16 protein-coding genes and 2 pseudogenes are annotated in these 14,696 nt (G+C 67.5%); 10 read left to right on the top strand and 8 right to left on the bottom strand.

Annotation, left to right across the window (positions count from 1 at the left end; genetic code table 11):
• Nucleotides 1-28 precede the first annotated feature (28 nt).
• Nucleotides 29-643 (bottom strand): annotated as a pseudogene (locus ACZ6ZQ_RS25990) (MerR family transcriptional regulator); the annotation flags it as partial.
• A 616-nt stretch (nt 644-1,259) separates the two neighbouring features.
• On the opposite strand from ACZ6ZQ_RS25990, the gene ACZ6ZQ_RS25985 reads away from it, so the two are divergent.
• Nucleotides 1,260-2,786, top strand: a complete 1,527-nt coding sequence (locus ACZ6ZQ_RS25985; RefSeq protein WP_469770911.1) for an FAD-binding oxidoreductase — start codon at nt 1,260-1,262, stop codon at nt 2,784-2,786.
• A 366-nt stretch (nt 2,787-3,152) separates the two neighbouring features.
• Here ACZ6ZQ_RS25985 and ACZ6ZQ_RS25980 read toward each other — a convergent pair whose 3' ends face one another.
• Both ACZ6ZQ_RS25980 and ACZ6ZQ_RS25975 read right to left on the bottom strand, forming a co-directional pair.
• Nucleotides 3,153-3,623 (bottom strand): GNAT family N-acetyltransferase, encoded by a 471-nt coding sequence (locus tag ACZ6ZQ_RS25980; RefSeq protein ID WP_469770910.1) that lies wholly within the window; start codon nt 3,621-3,623, stop codon nt 3,153-3,155.
• Between the two features lie 629 nt (nt 3,624-4,252).
• Entirely contained in the window at nt 4,253-4,810 is a 558-nt protein-coding gene (locus ACZ6ZQ_RS25975; RefSeq protein WP_469770909.1) for a GNAT family N-acetyltransferase, read from the bottom strand.
• 513 nt (nt 4,811-5,323) lie between these two features.
• Between ACZ6ZQ_RS25975 and ACZ6ZQ_RS25970 the strand changes: the two genes are divergently transcribed.
• Nucleotides 5,324-7,096, top strand: a complete 1,773-nt coding sequence (locus ACZ6ZQ_RS25970; RefSeq protein WP_469770908.1) for a serine/threonine-protein kinase — start codon at nt 5,324-5,326, stop codon at nt 7,094-7,096.
• Between the two features lie 112 nt (nt 7,097-7,208).
• Here the strand turns inward: ACZ6ZQ_RS25970 and ACZ6ZQ_RS25965 are convergent, their stop codons facing one another.
• Nucleotides 7,209-7,523, bottom strand: a complete 315-nt coding sequence (locus ACZ6ZQ_RS25965) for a hypothetical protein (RefSeq protein ID WP_469770907.1) — start codon at nt 7,521-7,523, stop codon at nt 7,209-7,211.
• A gap of 336 nt (nt 7,524-7,859) precedes the next feature.
• On the opposite strand from ACZ6ZQ_RS25965, the gene ACZ6ZQ_RS25960 reads away from it, so the two are divergent.
• Entirely contained in the window at nt 7,860-8,618 is a 759-nt protein-coding gene (locus ACZ6ZQ_RS25960; protein WP_469770906.1) for a DUF6928 family protein, read from the top strand.
• A 175-nt stretch (nt 8,619-8,793) separates the two neighbouring features.
• Here ACZ6ZQ_RS25960 and ACZ6ZQ_RS25955 read toward each other — a convergent pair whose 3' ends face one another.
• A complete protein-coding gene (locus ACZ6ZQ_RS25955) occupies nt 8,794-9,249 on the bottom strand; it encodes a hypothetical protein (protein WP_469770905.1) in 456 nt (151 codons plus the stop codon).
• 138 nt (nt 9,250-9,387) lie between these two features.
• Complete coding sequence (locus ACZ6ZQ_RS25950; RefSeq protein ID WP_469770904.1) at nt 9,388-9,933, bottom strand: GNAT family N-acetyltransferase; 546 nt, start codon at nt 9,931-9,933, stop codon at nt 9,388-9,390.
• A gap of 337 nt (nt 9,934-10,270) precedes the next feature.
• Between ACZ6ZQ_RS25950 and ACZ6ZQ_RS25945 the strand changes: the two genes are divergently transcribed.
• Nucleotides 10,271-10,552, top strand: coding sequence for a MafI family immunity protein (locus tag ACZ6ZQ_RS25945; protein ID WP_469770903.1), 282 nt, complete (start codon nt 10,271-10,273; stop codon nt 10,550-10,552).
• Between the two features lie 59 nt (nt 10,553-10,611).
• On the opposite strand, the gene ACZ6ZQ_RS25940 is transcribed toward ACZ6ZQ_RS25945, so the two are convergent.
• Both ACZ6ZQ_RS25940 and ACZ6ZQ_RS25935 read right to left on the bottom strand, forming a co-directional pair.
• Nucleotides 10,612-10,764: a hypothetical protein gene (locus ACZ6ZQ_RS25940; RefSeq protein WP_469770902.1), complete on the bottom strand. Its 153-nt coding sequence runs from the start codon at nt 10,762-10,764 to the stop codon at nt 10,612-10,614.
• Nucleotides 10,765-10,788: 24 nt separating this feature from the next.
• Nucleotides 10,789-10,948 (bottom strand): annotated as a pseudogene (locus ACZ6ZQ_RS25935) (IS110 family transposase); the annotation flags it as partial.
• Here ACZ6ZQ_RS25935 and ACZ6ZQ_RS25930 point away from each other — a divergent pair.
• The 6 genes from ACZ6ZQ_RS25930 to ACZ6ZQ_RS25905 all read left to right on the top strand — a co-directional run bounded on the left by ACZ6ZQ_RS25930 (nt 10,892) and on the right by ACZ6ZQ_RS25905 (nt 14,686).
• Nucleotides 10,892-11,098 carry a hypothetical protein gene (locus ACZ6ZQ_RS25930; RefSeq protein WP_469770901.1) on the top strand — a complete coding sequence of 69 codons (207 nt, stop codon included), beginning with the start codon at nt 10,892-10,894 and terminating at the stop codon, nt 11,096-11,098. The pseudogene ACZ6ZQ_RS25935 and the gene ACZ6ZQ_RS25930 sit on opposite strands and share 57 nt — an antisense overlap.
• Before the next feature lie 575 nt (nt 11,099-11,673).
• The gene (locus tag ACZ6ZQ_RS25925; RefSeq protein ID WP_469770900.1) at nt 11,674-12,222 is read left to right on the top strand and encodes a carbonic anhydrase; all 549 of its coding nucleotides are present in this window, start codon (nt 11,674-11,676) and stop codon (nt 12,220-12,222) included.
• Between the two features lie 896 nt (nt 12,223-13,118).
• Nucleotides 13,119-13,406 (top strand): RNA polymerase sigma factor, encoded by a 288-nt coding sequence (locus ACZ6ZQ_RS25920; protein ID WP_469770899.1) that lies wholly within the window; start codon nt 13,119-13,121, stop codon nt 13,404-13,406.
• A gap of 19 nt (nt 13,407-13,425) precedes the next feature.
• Entirely contained in the window at nt 13,426-13,638 is a 213-nt protein-coding gene (locus ACZ6ZQ_RS25915) for a sigma factor-like helix-turn-helix DNA-binding protein (RefSeq protein WP_469770898.1), read from the top strand.
• Nucleotides 13,635-13,862 carry a zf-HC2 domain-containing protein gene (locus ACZ6ZQ_RS25910; RefSeq protein WP_385423717.1) on the top strand — a complete coding sequence of 76 codons (228 nt, stop codon included), beginning with the start codon at nt 13,635-13,637 and terminating at the stop codon, nt 13,860-13,862. The genes ACZ6ZQ_RS25915 and ACZ6ZQ_RS25910 overlap by 4 nt, the downstream gene beginning before the upstream one ends.
• A complete protein-coding gene (locus ACZ6ZQ_RS25905) occupies nt 13,862-14,686 on the top strand; it encodes a methyltransferase domain-containing protein (protein WP_469770897.1) in 825 nt (274 codons plus the stop codon). The genes ACZ6ZQ_RS25910 and ACZ6ZQ_RS25905 overlap by 1 nt, the downstream gene beginning before the upstream one ends.
• The last annotated feature ends 10 nt before the right edge of the window (nt 14,687-14,696 follow it).

The following is a 14,696-nucleotide window of genomic DNA, read 5'->3' as shown; positions in this document are numbered from 1 at the left end:
GGTTGCTCCTCCCCACAAGGATGCGAGGCAGGCCCGTGGTGTCGTCCGGAGCCCGGTCGGTGGCCAGGTCCTTGGCCATCCCGTGCACGATGGAGCGGAAATCCACGTCCTGAAGCAGTTCGGCCAGCTCCACCCACGCCGTGACCTGCTCCGCCTCGGGGTCGTCGGGCAGTTGGGTGGTCATCGAGCAGACGACCGCCGCGAATGCGGGGTGGTCGTGCAGCCCGTCGAAGACGGCGTCGAGGAAGTCGCCGATCAGACGCTGCCGTTCGTCCTCGGAGAGCCTCGCCAGTTTGTGCATGAGGTCCAACTCCTCAGGGCCGGAGCCGCGCCGGGTCACCGCTGTCAGCACCGCGCGCCGATCTGCACTTCCAGTGCTTCGGCGTGCGCCGCAGCGACCTGGGGAAGCGAGACCTCCGGTCCACGACCTTCCTGATCGTGGGGAGGTCCAGGCCCAGGTCGCGCAGGGTACGCACGAGGTCCAGGCGTGCGACGGCGTCGATCCGAAGCGTCGGTAGCCGGCCGGGCTGCGCTCGGTCGGCGGCACGATCCCGGAGTCGGAGTAGAACCGGACGGCCTTCACCGTCAGGCCGGTCCGCCGGGCCAGATCACCGATCGAGTAGAGCGCGCCGTCGTCGTTCATACCCCCACCCTCACGTCTCCCCCTACGGGAGACTCAAGCAACCCGGCCCCCGCGCAAAAGGTCTGGGCAACAAACAAGGTTCCCCGCTGCTCCCGGCCCGGTCCGGTGCGCTTGTGGCGCGGCAGTGGTGGTCCGCTCGGGCAGGAATCGACCAGCAAATATTTCCGGTGGCTTCCCCAACTCGGCCGTACCGTCCTGCGCATGAGCCAGGACAATGCCTCGAAGTGTTATTCGCGGACACCAAGTCGGTGGATTCGGGCCAAGGAGAATGAGCCTGCTTTGGCAGTGCACCCACCACTGGACGCGGTTCATGTCGAAAAGTCCAGCGCGCGCACAGTGGTTGCCGAAGTCACAACAGAATGACCATCACTCCGGCAATGCGAACATCAAACCCCCGCCGGATCCACCCGGCTGGGCTAATTCATGCCCACCCCGCACGCATCCTCATTCAGCCCGTCGTCATCGCCCTCAATTAGCGTGTCGGGCAAAACCGCCACGGTCACCCTGTTACTGTGCGGGTCGCAGGGAATGTCCACAAAGAATTTTACGCGCCAACTGGCGGACAAGATTTGCCTTAGTCGAATGCGGGCGCAGCCCGGTCGAGAGGATATGGACCATGCACGACTTTTCTCGTCGCGGCCTGCTCAAGGCGACGGCAGCCGCAGGTGCCGGCGCGGTCGCCGTCCCGGGGATTGCGGTCGCGGGCGCCACGGTCGCGAGCGCCGCGAGCAAAGGGCCCAAAGGCCCGAAATGTGAGCCGGCGGAGCTGACCGGCCGCATCGTCCGCCCCCAAGACCCCAACTACACAGACGCGCGCCTCGGCTGGGACCAGCTCTTCTCCCACTATCCGCTGGTCATCGTCTTCGCCCAGAACACCCAGGACGTGGTCAACGCCCTCACGTGGGCGCGGCAGAACGACGTCGCGCTGCGGGTGCGGAGCGGCCGCCACGCCCTTGAGGGCTGGTCCAACGTGGACAACGGCCTGGTGATCGACATCAGCGAGCTGAAGTCGGTCGACATCGACGCCGACGCGCGTATCGCGACAGTCGGCTCCGGGCTCAACCAGCTGGAAGCGGTGACCACGCTCGCGGAGCAGGACTTCGCGGTGACCACCGGAACCGAGGGCAGCGTAGGCCTGTCCGGTGCGACACTCGGCGGCGGCTTCGGCTTCCTCACCCGCTGGATCGGCATGGCCTGCGACAGCCTTGTGGGGGCTGAGATCGTCGTCGCGTCGGGTGAGGACTGCGGCAAGGTGATCCAGGTGGATCGGCACCACAACTCGGATCTGCTCTGGGCGCTCCGCGGGGCGGGGAACGGCAACTACGGGATCGTCACGTCACTGACCTACAAACTGACTCCGCTGAAGAGCGTTGCCTATCTGCAGGCGACGTGGACAGGCATCGACGACCTCGCTGCCATCTTCGAGGCGTATCAGAGTACGGCGCCGTTCCTCGACAACCGCCTCGGAACCCAGCTCGAGATTCACAGAAACCAGATCTTCCTGTTCGGGGTTCTCGCCGAAGGATCGGAGGAAGAGGTAAAGGAGTTGCTGGACCCGATCCTGTCGATCGACAGCCCCCAGGTCACTGTTCAGGTCGGTAACTGGGGCGACGTGTACTCGGGATTCCAGATTCCGATCGAGCTCGAACCCGCGAACTGGAAGTTCTTCTCGCAGTTCTCCAGAAAGCCGTTCCCGAGTGAGGCGATCGACCTGGTCAACTCGTTCATCCAGAGCGCCCCGACGGATGACAGCAACTTCTTCGTGCAGGCCTTCGGCGGGGCGGTCAGGAAGAGCCCCCGCGGCGGCACCGCGTTCCCGCATCGCGACGCGCTCTTCTACTCCGAGCCCGGCGTCGGCTGGGGGAAGCGCAGTGACGTGCCAGGCGTCTGCGACCCGCTCACCACCCAGGCCCAGACCTGGATCGCCGAATTCAGCCAGGCGCTGCGGCCCTACGTGAACGGCGCCTACGTCAACGTGCCGAACATCGGGCAGCAGGATTGGGAGACCGCCTACTGGCGAGACAACTTCGACCGGCTGCGCGAGATCAAGGCGAAGTACGACCCGCACAACGTCTTCCAGTACGAGCAGAGCGTCCCGCCCGCGACAGATGGTGACCGGCACTCACACTCGGGACCGCGATAGGCAGGCACTGTTCTGACCTGAGCCACCGAAGGTCAGCCACGATGGCGGGTGCGCCGACTGGGCACCCGCCACGTGTGTTTCCAGCAATCCCGCGTCGGACTCAGCCCCGGGCTCCTGGCCCGGGGCCAAGTCTGTTGCCGCCCGGTTGGATGTCGTCCGCGCGTGGTGGTACGGGTGCTCTGGATAGGTTCGAGGGGTCAGGGGATGCGGATGCCGGCGAGGAGCTGCTGAGCGACCCCGTCTGCGGTCGGCACCGAGTACACGCGACTGGTTACGGGCGGGCTGCAAGGTGCGGCTTCGTTGTATTCCTCGGCTTCGTGATGTGACCACCAGAGGTCAAAACCGTCCGCGGCTTCCCGTAGGAGCTCACCGAGCGGGGAAGGTGAGCCGCAGAACGATCTCGCCGTCGTCGATCTCCCCGGTGGGCTCGAACCCGAACTTCTGGTAGAAGGGCCATGGTTCGCCGTCGCCGGGCTCGTAGCTGGTCAGCAGCTCGGTGGCGCCGTCCGCGCGAACCAGGGCGGCGATCTGCGTGAGCGCCTCTCGGCCGATCCCTCGCCTCTGGTACCGCTTGTCGACGAGGAGGCGCCAGAGGAAGTGCTGCCCTTTGAAAGGACCAGCCGGCGGTTTCCACGACAGCATCACGAAGCCGACTGGCTCGTCGCCCCGGTACACGGCGCGGTACCAGGGATTGGCCTCCGGCGTCTTCGCCGCCTCCTTGAGCGACTTGGACACCGAGGCGACGAACTGCTTCTGGTCACGTCGGACGCGGAGGGCACGTACGGCATCCCGGTTGTCGTCGGTGATCTCCCGTAGGTGCACGCCTGGGGACTTCATGCACACCCCTTCCTGTATCCGGCAGCTGCGCCGTCCGGGCCGACGCGGAGGGCCGCCACCACGCGGCATTGCCTTTTGCGTACGCGTTGTCATGGACGCCAGGTCGGACGTCTTCGCAGCGTATTCGACGCAGGCGATCCGGAGCGGGACTGGCACGCCCGCCAGGTCGGCCACTGCTTTCCCGACGGGGTCCGCACGGGTGGCGACCTCCAGGGCGGTTCCGGCGACCCGCGAAGGATCGTGGAGGAGACACTGGCCGGATCCCCCCCGGGAGCGCGAGGAGTTCATCAGCCTGATCGGCTGGATGCGCGAGCACAACCGCCGCCACCCCGACCACCGGGTCCACTTCATGGGGGACGACCTCGGGGCGCCGAAGCTCGGCGAGCACATTTTTCCCTGCCCACCCTCGCCCTCGGCCGGGCCTACGACGTCCTCATCCACCTCCACCAGGTCCGCGCGACCGACAAACTCTGAACCGCACCCGCACCCGCACCCTCACCCGGACCACCGCGTCAACACCCCTGAATGACCCGGCGACCACACCCACGACCGGTCCCCAACCACGCCGACGGTGGCACACTGAACAGACAACGGAGCCCCCTCGATGCGCGTTCGTTTGTACGTGGTCGTCATGTGCGCAGGTCGAGCAGCATGACGTCATAGAGGTCCCGGCCCTCCCACGGGCGCGCCTCGCCGATCTTGCGGTAGCCCCACGCCTGGTAGGCGGCCGACGCTGCCTTGCTGTCCGGGTGGACGTTCAGCAGCACCCGTTCGGCCTCGATGACATCGAGCAAGGCCTCGTGCAGACGCCGCGCGACACCCTGCCCGCGCCAGGGTCCGCGTACGGCAAGTTCCATGAGACCGAAGGTGCGGTGCCCGTCCTCGCGCCGCATGTCGTCGGGCACGGGCTCGGTCAGTTCGTCCCACCACCCTGTGTCAGCCTCGACCGGGTACCCGTATGCCATGCCGACCGGCTCGCCGTCCTCGGTACGGGCGAGGGCGGCGCGAAAAGTGCGCTTGCGGGTCTGGGAGCGAAAGCGCCGGGAGGTGGCTGCGACATCGTCAGCGGTCTCGTTGTACGGCGGTTCCGCGAACACGTCGGCATAGATCAGCCTGAACGCCTCCTCAGCCTGTGCTGCGGCCGAGCCGTCCATGTGCTCTACCGTGACGGTTCCCTGTGGCGTCATATGGTGCCCCTTCGGACTGTTCTCGCGGATGCAGCTTCTCAGCCCGCTGCACGTGCGAGCCGCCGGTCGCGGCATCGGCTGTTGGAGCCGGGGGCAGAGCGGGCGCTCCTGGCTGCCGAGTTGGAGCGTCTGGATGCCGCTCTGCGGTCTCTCGCCCTGGAGGCGGTCGAAGTCGGCGTCCCGTACAGGCGGATAGCTGAGGTGACGAGCATCCCGCGCGCCACTGTGGTCCGTTGGAGCAGGGCCGAACCCGTAGAGACGTTAGGGCAAGTTGCGACGACCCGCACCCGGTGATTGCGGGCGCGGCCTTTGGGCGGCGGAAGTTGGCACCCGGCCCTGACATCTGACGCCGGCCGAGACGCACGGCCCGGGACCGCCGTGCCCGCCATGGGCGACAACCCTGATGGGCCGTTACATACCTGCGCACGGCCGCCGCATTTCCCTCACGTTCCTGCCTCTACCCTTGAGGACTCGGGTTGATGGTTCGCGAACAACAACGGAACGGAGCGTGCGGTGACGGCGGGGGAAGCGAACGGCGGAGAGCTGATAGGCAAGGTACTCGGCGGGCGTTACCGGGTGACCTCCGTGATCGGGCGCGGCGGTATGGGAGTGGTCGCCCGGGCGGTGGACGAGCTCCTGAACCGAGAGGTCGCCGTCAAGGTCCTGCGGGCTTTCACCGACGCCTCCGGAGCCGAACTGGCCGACCTGCGGACCCGGATGCAGCGGGAGGCGCAGGCCGCCGCCCGTATCCGTCACAGCGGCGTGGTCACCGTGCACGACGTGACCGAGGAGCAGGGCCTCCCGGTCATCGTGATGGAACTCGTCGACGGACCCTCGCTCGACGACGTGCTGATGGAGCGCGGCACACTGGAGCCGCACGAAGCTGCGGCGATCGGCGCCAAGCTGATGGACGCGCTCGACGCCGCGCACCGGGCCGGCGTACTCCACCGGGACGTCAAGCCGGGAAACGTGCTGCTGGAGCACGGTGGGCGGGTCGTACTCACCGATTTCGGCATCGCCAGCATGGAAGCCTCCGGTGACGATGCCATGGCCAAGCTGACCCAGAGCGGTCAACTCGTCGGTTCCCTCGACTATTTGCCGCCGGAGCGCGCGCAGGGCAGGGAGCCCGGTCCCGCGTCGGACATCTGGTCGCTCGGCATGACGCTGTACGCGGCCGTGGAGGGCACTTCGCCGTTCCGCCGCACGTCCGCGTGGTCCACCCTGTCGGCGATCGTCACCGAGCCCCTGCCGGAGCCCCGCCGGGCGGGACCGCTCACGCCGGTGCTCCAGGCGCTGATGGCGAAGGAGCCGGAGAGCCGGCCCACGGCGGAACAGGCGCGCGGCATGCTGGAGCGCGTCGCCTCGGGCGGGACGGTGCACCTCGCATCCGCCGCTCCGACGCCGACGCCGACACCCGCCCCCGCTCCCGCTCCCGCTCCCACGGTGGGTCCCGAGGCTGCGGCCGCCGCCGCACCGGCCCCCGGGTTCGGTCCCCCGCTGTTCCCCCAGCCCGCCCCGCAGCCTCAGCCTCCGCACGCCGGCTACGCGCAGCCCGACCTGCCGTCGACGCTGCCGCAGCACGGCGCGCCGGTCGCGAGCCACGCCGGAGTCCCCGCTCCCGAGACGAGCCGGACGGCAGCTCGTCGTGCACAGCGCCGCAGCAACCGCACCGTCGTCGCGGCAGCGGCCGCCGTCGTGCTCATCGCCGCAGGCGCCGGCATCACCTACGCCCTGACGTCCCAACGGGGCGGCACGACCACGGACGGCGCACAGGCGACGCCGCCCGGCGTCGCCTCCTCCACGGACAGCCCCTGGCCGACCGGGGGCAGCACCCCGTCGTCCGCCGGTTCTCCCAGCGCCTCCTCGAAGCCGTCGACCTCGGAGGAGCCGGACGGTCACGAGGACGAGGAGCTGGGCCCCACGAAGAAGCCCGGCGGCGAAGGCGACAAGCCGACCGCGAGCCCGTCGGCCTCCCCAGAGACCAAGCCCAGCCCGACGGTGAAGGAGCCCACCCCGGTGTCGACGGCCTGCACCGGCTGGGCCCACGAGAACCGCAGCGACGGCTACGGCTACCTGGCCGAGACGTCCCACCTCTACACCGGGCCGTACGCGGAATGCCAGTACGTGACCGTGGTCAAGACCGGTGTGAAGCTCTACTACCACTGCTACATCACCAACGCCTACGGCAACAAGTGGATCTACGCCCGTATCGAAGGGACGAACACCGAAGGCTGGGCCTCCAGCACCAAACTCACCAAGGAGAGTGGCACCCTGTCCCGCTGCTAGGCCCTGTCCGGGCGATCTTGTCGGGCCCGCGACGCCAGCTACTCCAGGCCGGTGCTGCGCCCACCTGCCGCGTGAGTCCGTCGGGATTCGCCGGTGATCGGCCGTGTTGGTGTCATCCGCTGATGTCATCGCCAGACAGCTGTCTTGACACGCCTTCGGTCGCCTCTGCTTCCTCTTCCTCGTAGCTACCCATGCCGTCGAGCAAACGTTGCCGCACCTGCTCCAGACGACCGGCATTGTCAGGCATGAAGATCTCGACAAGCGACGTCTCCAGGGTGCCGGAGATCGCGTAGATCCCTGACCGGACGGCGCGGTCCGGGACGATCGCATCGAGCTGGTCGGACTGCATCATCACCTCGTAGAGCCAGTCCGAGAGTACGAACGTTTGGTCGTGCGTGAGCTTGATGACCACCGGTTCTTCGTCCACGCGGTCAAGGTGCGCGACGGTCGGGCGGGGCTACGTGGCTACGCAGTGCCGGCGCTTCGGGCTTCGGAGCACCAGTGAATCGAACCCGCGCTCTGAGCTTGGGAATCACCGAGCTTCGGCGGTTGAATCTACCCCTGATCAGGCACAACAGGTGCTGGAGCCAAGCCTGAAAGCCTGCCTCAGCACCCGCTGTTGACCGTGGTTCCCCGCCCTAACGGGCACGATTCGGGCACGGCGGACCGCGGTGTGGGATGACCTCCTGGTACGCGGCTGAGGATGTCAGAGCGGGCGGATATGGTCTGGCCGCGACTGGGCGATGCGCTTTGAGGAGGGGCCGTGGGAGCCAAGACCGGTCTGTTGGTGTATGCCGACGGCGATGTGCCAGACCTGCTCCGGCAGGTGGATGCGGCGGACATGGAGCGGACGTTCGCCATGATGCGGCGCCTCTATCCCGACTGGGAGATCGCGGAGGCGGTGGGCTCGGATCTTTGGGACGGTGTATATCCCCCTGACGGGACGGCCTACGCAGCCAGCTGGCCCGGGGTGGAGGTCGTCTGTGATCGGCGTGTGATGATTGATTTCCCGTCGCGGCTGCCGAGGCACCTCGTCGAGGCGAGTGCCGGCCGAAGGCTGGTCCTGCATGCCATGCACAGCGTGGTCGACTGGCTGGCGTTCTCCATATGGGAGGACGGCCACCTCATCCGCTCCCTGAGCCTGTCGCCGGACGGCGGGATCATGGAGAACATCGGCGAACCGCTTCCCTTCGAGCTCCCCTACTGGGCCGGGGACCGCCCCGCAGACGTCATCCTCTGGCCGGGCGAGGACGAACAGTCGTACCCGCTGCCCTTCCACCCCCTCGACCTCGGTGAAGACGCACTGCGTGCCCTCTGCGGGTTCGTCCAGGAGGGCCGACCCGAACCCGACGACGTCGACGCCGGCGGCATAGACCTCCACGGCTTCCTCGTGCGGGACCCGAACGGTCCCGATCCTGCGGAGAAGGAAGCAGCGTTGAAGAGGGCCATGGAAGCCATGGGACCTCCACGCATTTACTCGATGGGGCCCGACGGCTCCCTGATCGAGCGCGAGAGCCTGTAGCTCGTGTCCTCGGCTCAGCCTTCCGGCGGAGCCGACGACATCTGCTTTACAAGTTCGATCGGGGTGTGGCCGTTGTGGGCTTCGGACGCCCGATGCTTGCTGTTGCGAGCCGTCCGCTTCCGCCGTCGTGCACTGCTGTTGATATCAGTCGTGGATGTCAACGAACTCGACAGCGCTACCAGGCCGGTCGCGGATCCCGAAGAGCAGGAGGGGTCTGCTCAGGGAGACCACGCCCCGTGTCTGTTCGCAACAAAAGTCCAGGGTCTGGCGCGTAATCTTCGTTCGGCGGAGCCGGATCATGGAACCGTTGCGTGCGCGGCAGAGGGATCTCCACAAGCTTGCCGTCGTGGATCATCCACAGGCCGAAGCAATCGTCATCCTGGTCGCGAATCAGGACCTGCACGCTTTCCGGCCAGGGCCAGGGAAGTGATTCCAGATGCTTCAGCAGCCCGGACCGCGAGTGCATCCGCTCGAACTCCGTGGCCCATCCAATGCCGAAGGAGCCGACCCATTGGCTTTCGACCGGTACAAACCGGCCCCGCCAACTGCGCTCCTCGTCATCGCGGGTGAGAGGCTCCATGACCTCCTCTGCGTACGGCGCGAGCACGATGACCTGTGCGAATCTGCTCATGCCGAAGTATCACGGCACGCCCGGATGCCTTGCCGCGCGCCGAGGTTCGGCCTTGCCCGCTGTTGTTCGTGCCAGTTGGTGTCAGCCATTGATGTCAGTCGCCATTGTCCCCCTTGACAGCCTGGTGGAGGCAGAGGGTCACGGGCGGTTCAGACCCCACGTCTGCAAGGCGTAGGGTCGTCCCTTCTCCTCACCCGTGATCAGCGGCACGTCGAGCAGTCGGAAGCCCGCCTTGGTGGCCACGGCGACGCTGGCGGCATTCTCGGCCTCCAGCTCCAGGATCACCTGTCCCGCGCCCAGCTGCTCGAAGGCGTACGCGGCCATCACCCGCACCGCCCGCGCCGCCAGCCCGTGGCCGCGGTGCGCCGGGCCGACCGCGTAGCCGAGCTCCGTGCCCTCGGAGGCACGCCGCAGCATCACCTCGCCGAGCGGTGCGCCGCCGTCGACGGTGATGGCGAGCAGGATGGTTGTGCCCTCCGCCCGTAGCTGCCGGTCCCGGTCCAGCCGTGCGCGGGCTGCAGCTTCGTCGAATGGGGAGACGATCGGTGTCCAGTACGCGATGTCGGGGTGGTCAAACAGCTCCGGCATGGCGGCAAGGTCCGCCTCTGTCCAGTCGCGGAGGACGAGCCCCTCACCCGAGAGCTCGATCCGCTCGGGAAAGGACGACGTCGTGGTGCTGCTCATGGTGAGGGACCTCCCTGGCCTGTTTAGGACGAGGCAGGATAAGCAGGGGGAGGCAAAGGCTCACCAGTAATTTCCGGGCACGTAGGCGAAAACGAAGATCCGAAACGCATCAGGCCAGGCTGGAGGATGAACCTCCGACCTGGCCCTGAGCCATGTGGAGCGGGCGACGGGAATCGAACCCGCCTAGCTAGTTTGGAAGACCCCGTACGTGGCTTCCGGTTGACCTGCGCGTTCGCTGACCTGCGGGGGAGCGGTGCCCTGTCTGTCCTTCCCCGTGGCTCCCTCCTCTTGCCCGTCGGATCGGGCACGCAAGGGGCGCGCGTGCCAGGTTGCCGGGATGGTGCAATCACAAGCCGCGTGGGAGAAGCGCGTACGGGGCCTCGTCGAGTCCCTCATGGGTTCCGACTCAGAACCCCTGCGTGGCCACGTGCTCGACTTCCTCAGGGCCGGTGAGCATGGACTCGCCGTCGAAACGTTGGCCGACTGGATCGGCGATCTCGAAGACCCCGCGCTCGTTGCGCCCGCCGATCGCGTACGGGTGCTCGACCTTGCCTCGGACTTCCCTGAGGAGACGCGGATTCGTGTGAGCCGCGCTCTGGGTGATCCCGCCGACGGATGACGCACGAGGTCGGTGGAGTCTTAATGGCCGAGTCAAGGCTCTGCCGACTGTCGGTGCGGTCAGGCGTCAGTGTCGGCGGCCTTGGCGAGCAGGTCCAGGGCATCGTTGTGGAACCGGCGTTCGGCGTCACGGCATGGGGCGCTGAAGAAGGCTCGTTGGGCTTCGGCAAGATCGCAGCTCAACAGGCCCATGGTGACGAAGACGGCTTCCACTCCATGGCACCCGTGTTGGCCCATTTAGGGGGCGTGAGCTGCTGGAGGTCGGAGGGTGAAGAGTCTGCCGTCGCGCAGGGAGGGCCCACAAGACATCGACGCGTCGGCGGGCAAGTGCGATGACGGCTTGGACGTGCTTGCAGCCCTCGGCTCGCTTCTTCAGGTAGTAGTCGCGGCGTCCTCCGAGCGGGCCGCGCTGATCTATCAGCACTCGAACCTGGAGCGGCAGAGGGAGGTGGCCGGGGGTATCGACGCCCGCGTCCGCGCCGAGCGTGAGAAGGCCCACGTGCCCGACGATCAGGGATCGGGCACGGAACGGGCACACGAAGCCTGATCCGGTCTAGACAACAACAAAGCCCCGGGCCGATGGCCTGGGGCTTTCGCGTGGAGCGGGTGACGGGAATCGAACCCGCGCTCTGAGCTTGGGAAGCAACGGTGCGCGGGGCGCCCTGTGGCCTCTGACCTGCTGCTATGGCTTGGTTGGGGGGCCTGTTGCGAGGGCCCTGGCGCACCGGTATTGACCGCTGTTCACCGCTCCGAAGGGCACGGATCGGGCACGCGACGGTGGGGGGTGCGAGCGGCAGCCACTTCTGTGGGCCGTCCGTGGGTACGGGAGCCCGCGTCCGCTTGTGCCTGCCACCAGATCACCCACACCACGCTGAATAGTCACCAGGGGCAAGACGTACGGACGTGTCTCAGCGGCATCGAGGGGAACGACCGATGGACAGCGCAGGACAGCCGCATCGGAGGGCTTTGCTTGCCGGCGGCCTCGCGGTCGCCGCAGGCGCGCTGACGGCGTGCTCATCGACGAGCGCATCCCCGGGGGCGACGACCGCCCCGACGACGGATGCGCGGCCGACCACGCCGGAGGCAGCCTTCGCGAGACTGGTGGACGGCAACAAGCGTTGGGTGAGTGGAGACCTCCGGCATCCCGACCGGGATCCGAACCGGCGCCAGCTCGTAGCCGAGAAGCAGGAACCTCACGGGGTGATCCTCTCGTGCATCGACTCCCGGGTGCCGCCTGAACTCCTCTTCGACACCGGGCTGGGTGACCTTTACGTGATGCGCACGGGCGGGCAGGCGGTCGGCCCGGTGGTGATCGGTTCCGTGGAGTACGGGCCCATGACGAGTGGCACCCCGCTGATCGTGGTCCTCGGGCATCAGCGTTGCGGCGCCGTCGAGGCGGCGTACCAGTCCATCCGTGACGGCGAACCGCTGTCCGGCAACCTGGAGGCGATCGCCAAGGCTCTGCGGCCGGCGTACGAGCAGGCAGTCAAGGAACGCGGTGCCGACCCGGTCGAGACCATGGCCCGCGCCCAGGTCAGGCTGACCGCGGCCGATCTACGCTCCAACCAGGACCTCGCCCCCCTCGTGAAGAAGGGTGCCCTTGCCGTGGTCGGCGCCTACTACTCGCTCGACACCGGCCAGGTGGAAGTCCTGACCGGCGCGCCCTCCTGAACCGGTCGGATGACCGGGACGGCCGCGCTCCCGCAGCCAGCTCGGTGCGGGAGCGCGGTCGGGTCCGTGTCTCGACCTCGCCTGGGCCGATGCCCAGCTCCAGGAACGATCCGGTGAGGTTGCGGATGAAGAAGATCACCGCGTATCCGATGAATGCCAGGCCGGCGAGCGCCATCAGGCCGGAGCCGAGACGGAGCGCGCCCGGGCTCGTCGTGGCCGGGGTCGTGGTCTGGTGGATGATGTTGGTCATGGCTGCCTCCTCGGCGGTCGGTCGGCGGAAGAAGTGGTCCACGGCCCGGGTTGGCCGCGAGCAGCGAGATGCTTCTGACCCCGCACCGAGCGCGCGCCCCGCGCGCCCGTGAGGAGAGGAAGGCGTACGGGATCTTGCGGACCCTGAGGACCTTCAGTCCTGCGTCCTCGATCATGTGACGGTAGGCGTCCTGCTGAGCGGCTCCGCCGATGCACGAGGCCCACAGGTCGGCGTCGTCCGTGGGGCCGCTGCAGGGTTCGGTGCCGAGGCCCAGTCCGGCCGGCCGTCGCGCTTTGCGGAGTTGCTCGAGGACGAAGTCGATGCTGATCACCCGGCCCGGTCTGCAGTGAGGCGCAGAAAGCGTCCATTCCTGAACCGCTGCCCGGGTCGATCACGTCTTCCCCGGGCCGGAGAGCGGCAAGGTCGAAGAAATAGCCGACGCCGGCGAAGGATTCGACCGCTTCTGCCGGGACCTGGTCGAGCAGGTCGGCGGGGTAGCCGAGGCGGTCGGCGAGTTGCGGGCCCATCTCGAAGTGACAGGGGCGCTGCGGCTCCTCGGCCACATGCCGGTAGAGGTCCTTGACCTTGGCTTCAAGCGTTAGTACAGGTCGTCGGGGCGGATCGAAGGGAAGGCTTTCGCGAACTGGTGCGAGAGCAGCTTCCCCGCCTCTACTGGGTGGCCCGGGCTCTGGTCGGCGACGATGCCGAGGACGCGGTGCAGGACTGCATGGTCAAGGCGTTCGAGAGATTTGATCAGTTGAACGATCCTTCGGCGGGCGCCGCATGGCTGCGCAGCATCCTGGTCAACTGTTGTCGCGACCGCCTTCGGGCCACTGCCCGGCAGCCGGACTCGGTGGACTTCGAGGAGGCCGAGAAGTTCTCCCTCTTCGGGTCCATTCCCCTACTCGGACTCACTGCATCTGGACTTTCTTGAGGAGTTCGGGCGGGAGGACGTGCACGCTGTGCTGCGCCGGCTGCCCGAGCTCTACCGGGTCCCACTCGTCCTGGTCCACATGGACGGTTTCCTGGTCAAGGAGACTGCCGCGATCCTCCAGGTGCCCCCGGGAACCGGGCTGGCGCGGCTGCATCGGGGGCGGAAGTTGTTCGAGAAGCAGATGTGGGACTACGCGCAGGAGAACGGACTGCTGAAGGAGAGTGTGCGTTGATCAGCTGCTCGGATGCGGTGAAGCGGCTCTGGGAGTACCTCGATGACACGGTCGGCCAGGCCGAGCACGAGGAGGTCGACGAACACCTGTCGCTGTGCCGTCGCTGCTGTGGTGAGCTGGAGTTCGCCGTCGAGCTGCGGCGGCTCCTGGCCGCATCGGGTCGCAGGGACATCCCGGACGACGTCATGCGGCGCCTGAACCAGACTCTGAACGAGCTGGACTGATGAGCCGGGACCTGATGCACAGCGCCGAAGTGAAGCAACTGGTCCAGGACGCCTACCGGAACATCCCCGCCACTACGGCCGCCGTGGCCCACAAGCTCTACAGCGCTGAGGAGTTGGCCCAGGTTCCCCAGCGCGCGATCGACTGTGCCCTCGGCGTGGCCGACCACCTCCGCTTCGCCGCGATCCACCCCGGTGAGACCGTCCTCGACCTGGGCTGTGGCGGTGGTATCGACACCATTCTTGCCGCTCAGCGCACCGGCCCCGCCGGCCGGGTGGTCGCTCTCGACTTCCTGCCCGAGATGCTCCGACGCACCGCCCGTGCGGTGGCCGAGGCGGGCCTGGACAACGTGGAGATGCTGCAGGGAGAGATGGAGGCCATCCCGCTCCGGGACGATCAGGTGGATCTGATCATTTCCAACGGCGTCATCAACCTGTCGCCCAGGAAGGCGAGGGTGGTGGCCGAGTGCGCACGGGTTCTCCGCCCTGGAGGGAGGCTCTGCGTCTCGGACCTCACGGTCGGACAGGACGAGCTCCCGCCGGAGATCCTGACGCAGCCGACCGCATGGGCGGGGTGCGTGGCTGGCGCGCTGGCTGAGGAGGAGTTCGTACGAAAGCTTGAGCGGGCGGGCTGTCGGGACATCCACGTGCCGTACCGGCAGCCGATGAGCGTAGACGACTGCGCGCTGTACCCCCTCTTCAGCCCGGAGACGATCCAGCTGATGAGGGACCTCATCCGGGCGGAGCGGCAGCAGGCTGTGGCTGTCTCGATCGTCGTTCGGGCGGAGTCCGCGGGGAGCGGCCCTCGCCTGCACGTCCATGAGTGACATCCGCGCG

The organism is Streptomyces sp. NPDC053673 (genome assembly GCF_055585225.1).
The sequence above is the reverse complement of the archived record's forward strand: the minus strand, read 5'-3'. Positions and strand labels throughout refer to the sequence as shown.

What these genes read in the sequence shown, in the direction of transcription:
- ACZ6ZQ_RS25950 (WP_469770904.1), bottom strand. Translation starts at nt 9,933, where the DNA reads ATGAGCAGCACCACGACGTCGTCCTTTCCCGAGCGGATCGAGCTCTCG.
- ACZ6ZQ_RS25905 (WP_469770897.1), top strand. Translation starts at nt 13,862, where the DNA reads ATGAGCCGGGACCTGATGCACAGCGCCGAAGTGAAGCAACTGGTCCAG.
- ACZ6ZQ_RS25985 (WP_469770911.1), top strand. Translation starts at nt 1,260, where the DNA reads ATGCACGACTTTTCTCGTCGCGGCCTGCTCAAGGCGACGGCAGCCGCA.
- ACZ6ZQ_RS25975 (WP_469770909.1), bottom strand. Translation starts at nt 4,810, where the DNA reads ATGACGCCACAGGGAACCGTCACGGTAGAGCACATGGACGGCTCGGCC.
- ACZ6ZQ_RS25955 (WP_469770905.1), bottom strand. Translation starts at nt 9,249, where the DNA reads ATGAGCAGATTCGCACAGGTCATCGTGCTCGCGCCGTACGCAGAGGAG.
- ACZ6ZQ_RS25945 (WP_469770903.1), top strand. Translation starts at nt 10,271, where the DNA reads ATGGTGCAATCACAAGCCGCGTGGGAGAAGCGCGTACGGGGCCTCGTC.
- ACZ6ZQ_RS25980 (WP_469770910.1), bottom strand. Translation starts at nt 3,623, where the DNA reads ATGAAGTCCCCAGGCGTGCACCTACGGGAGATCACCGACGACAACCGG.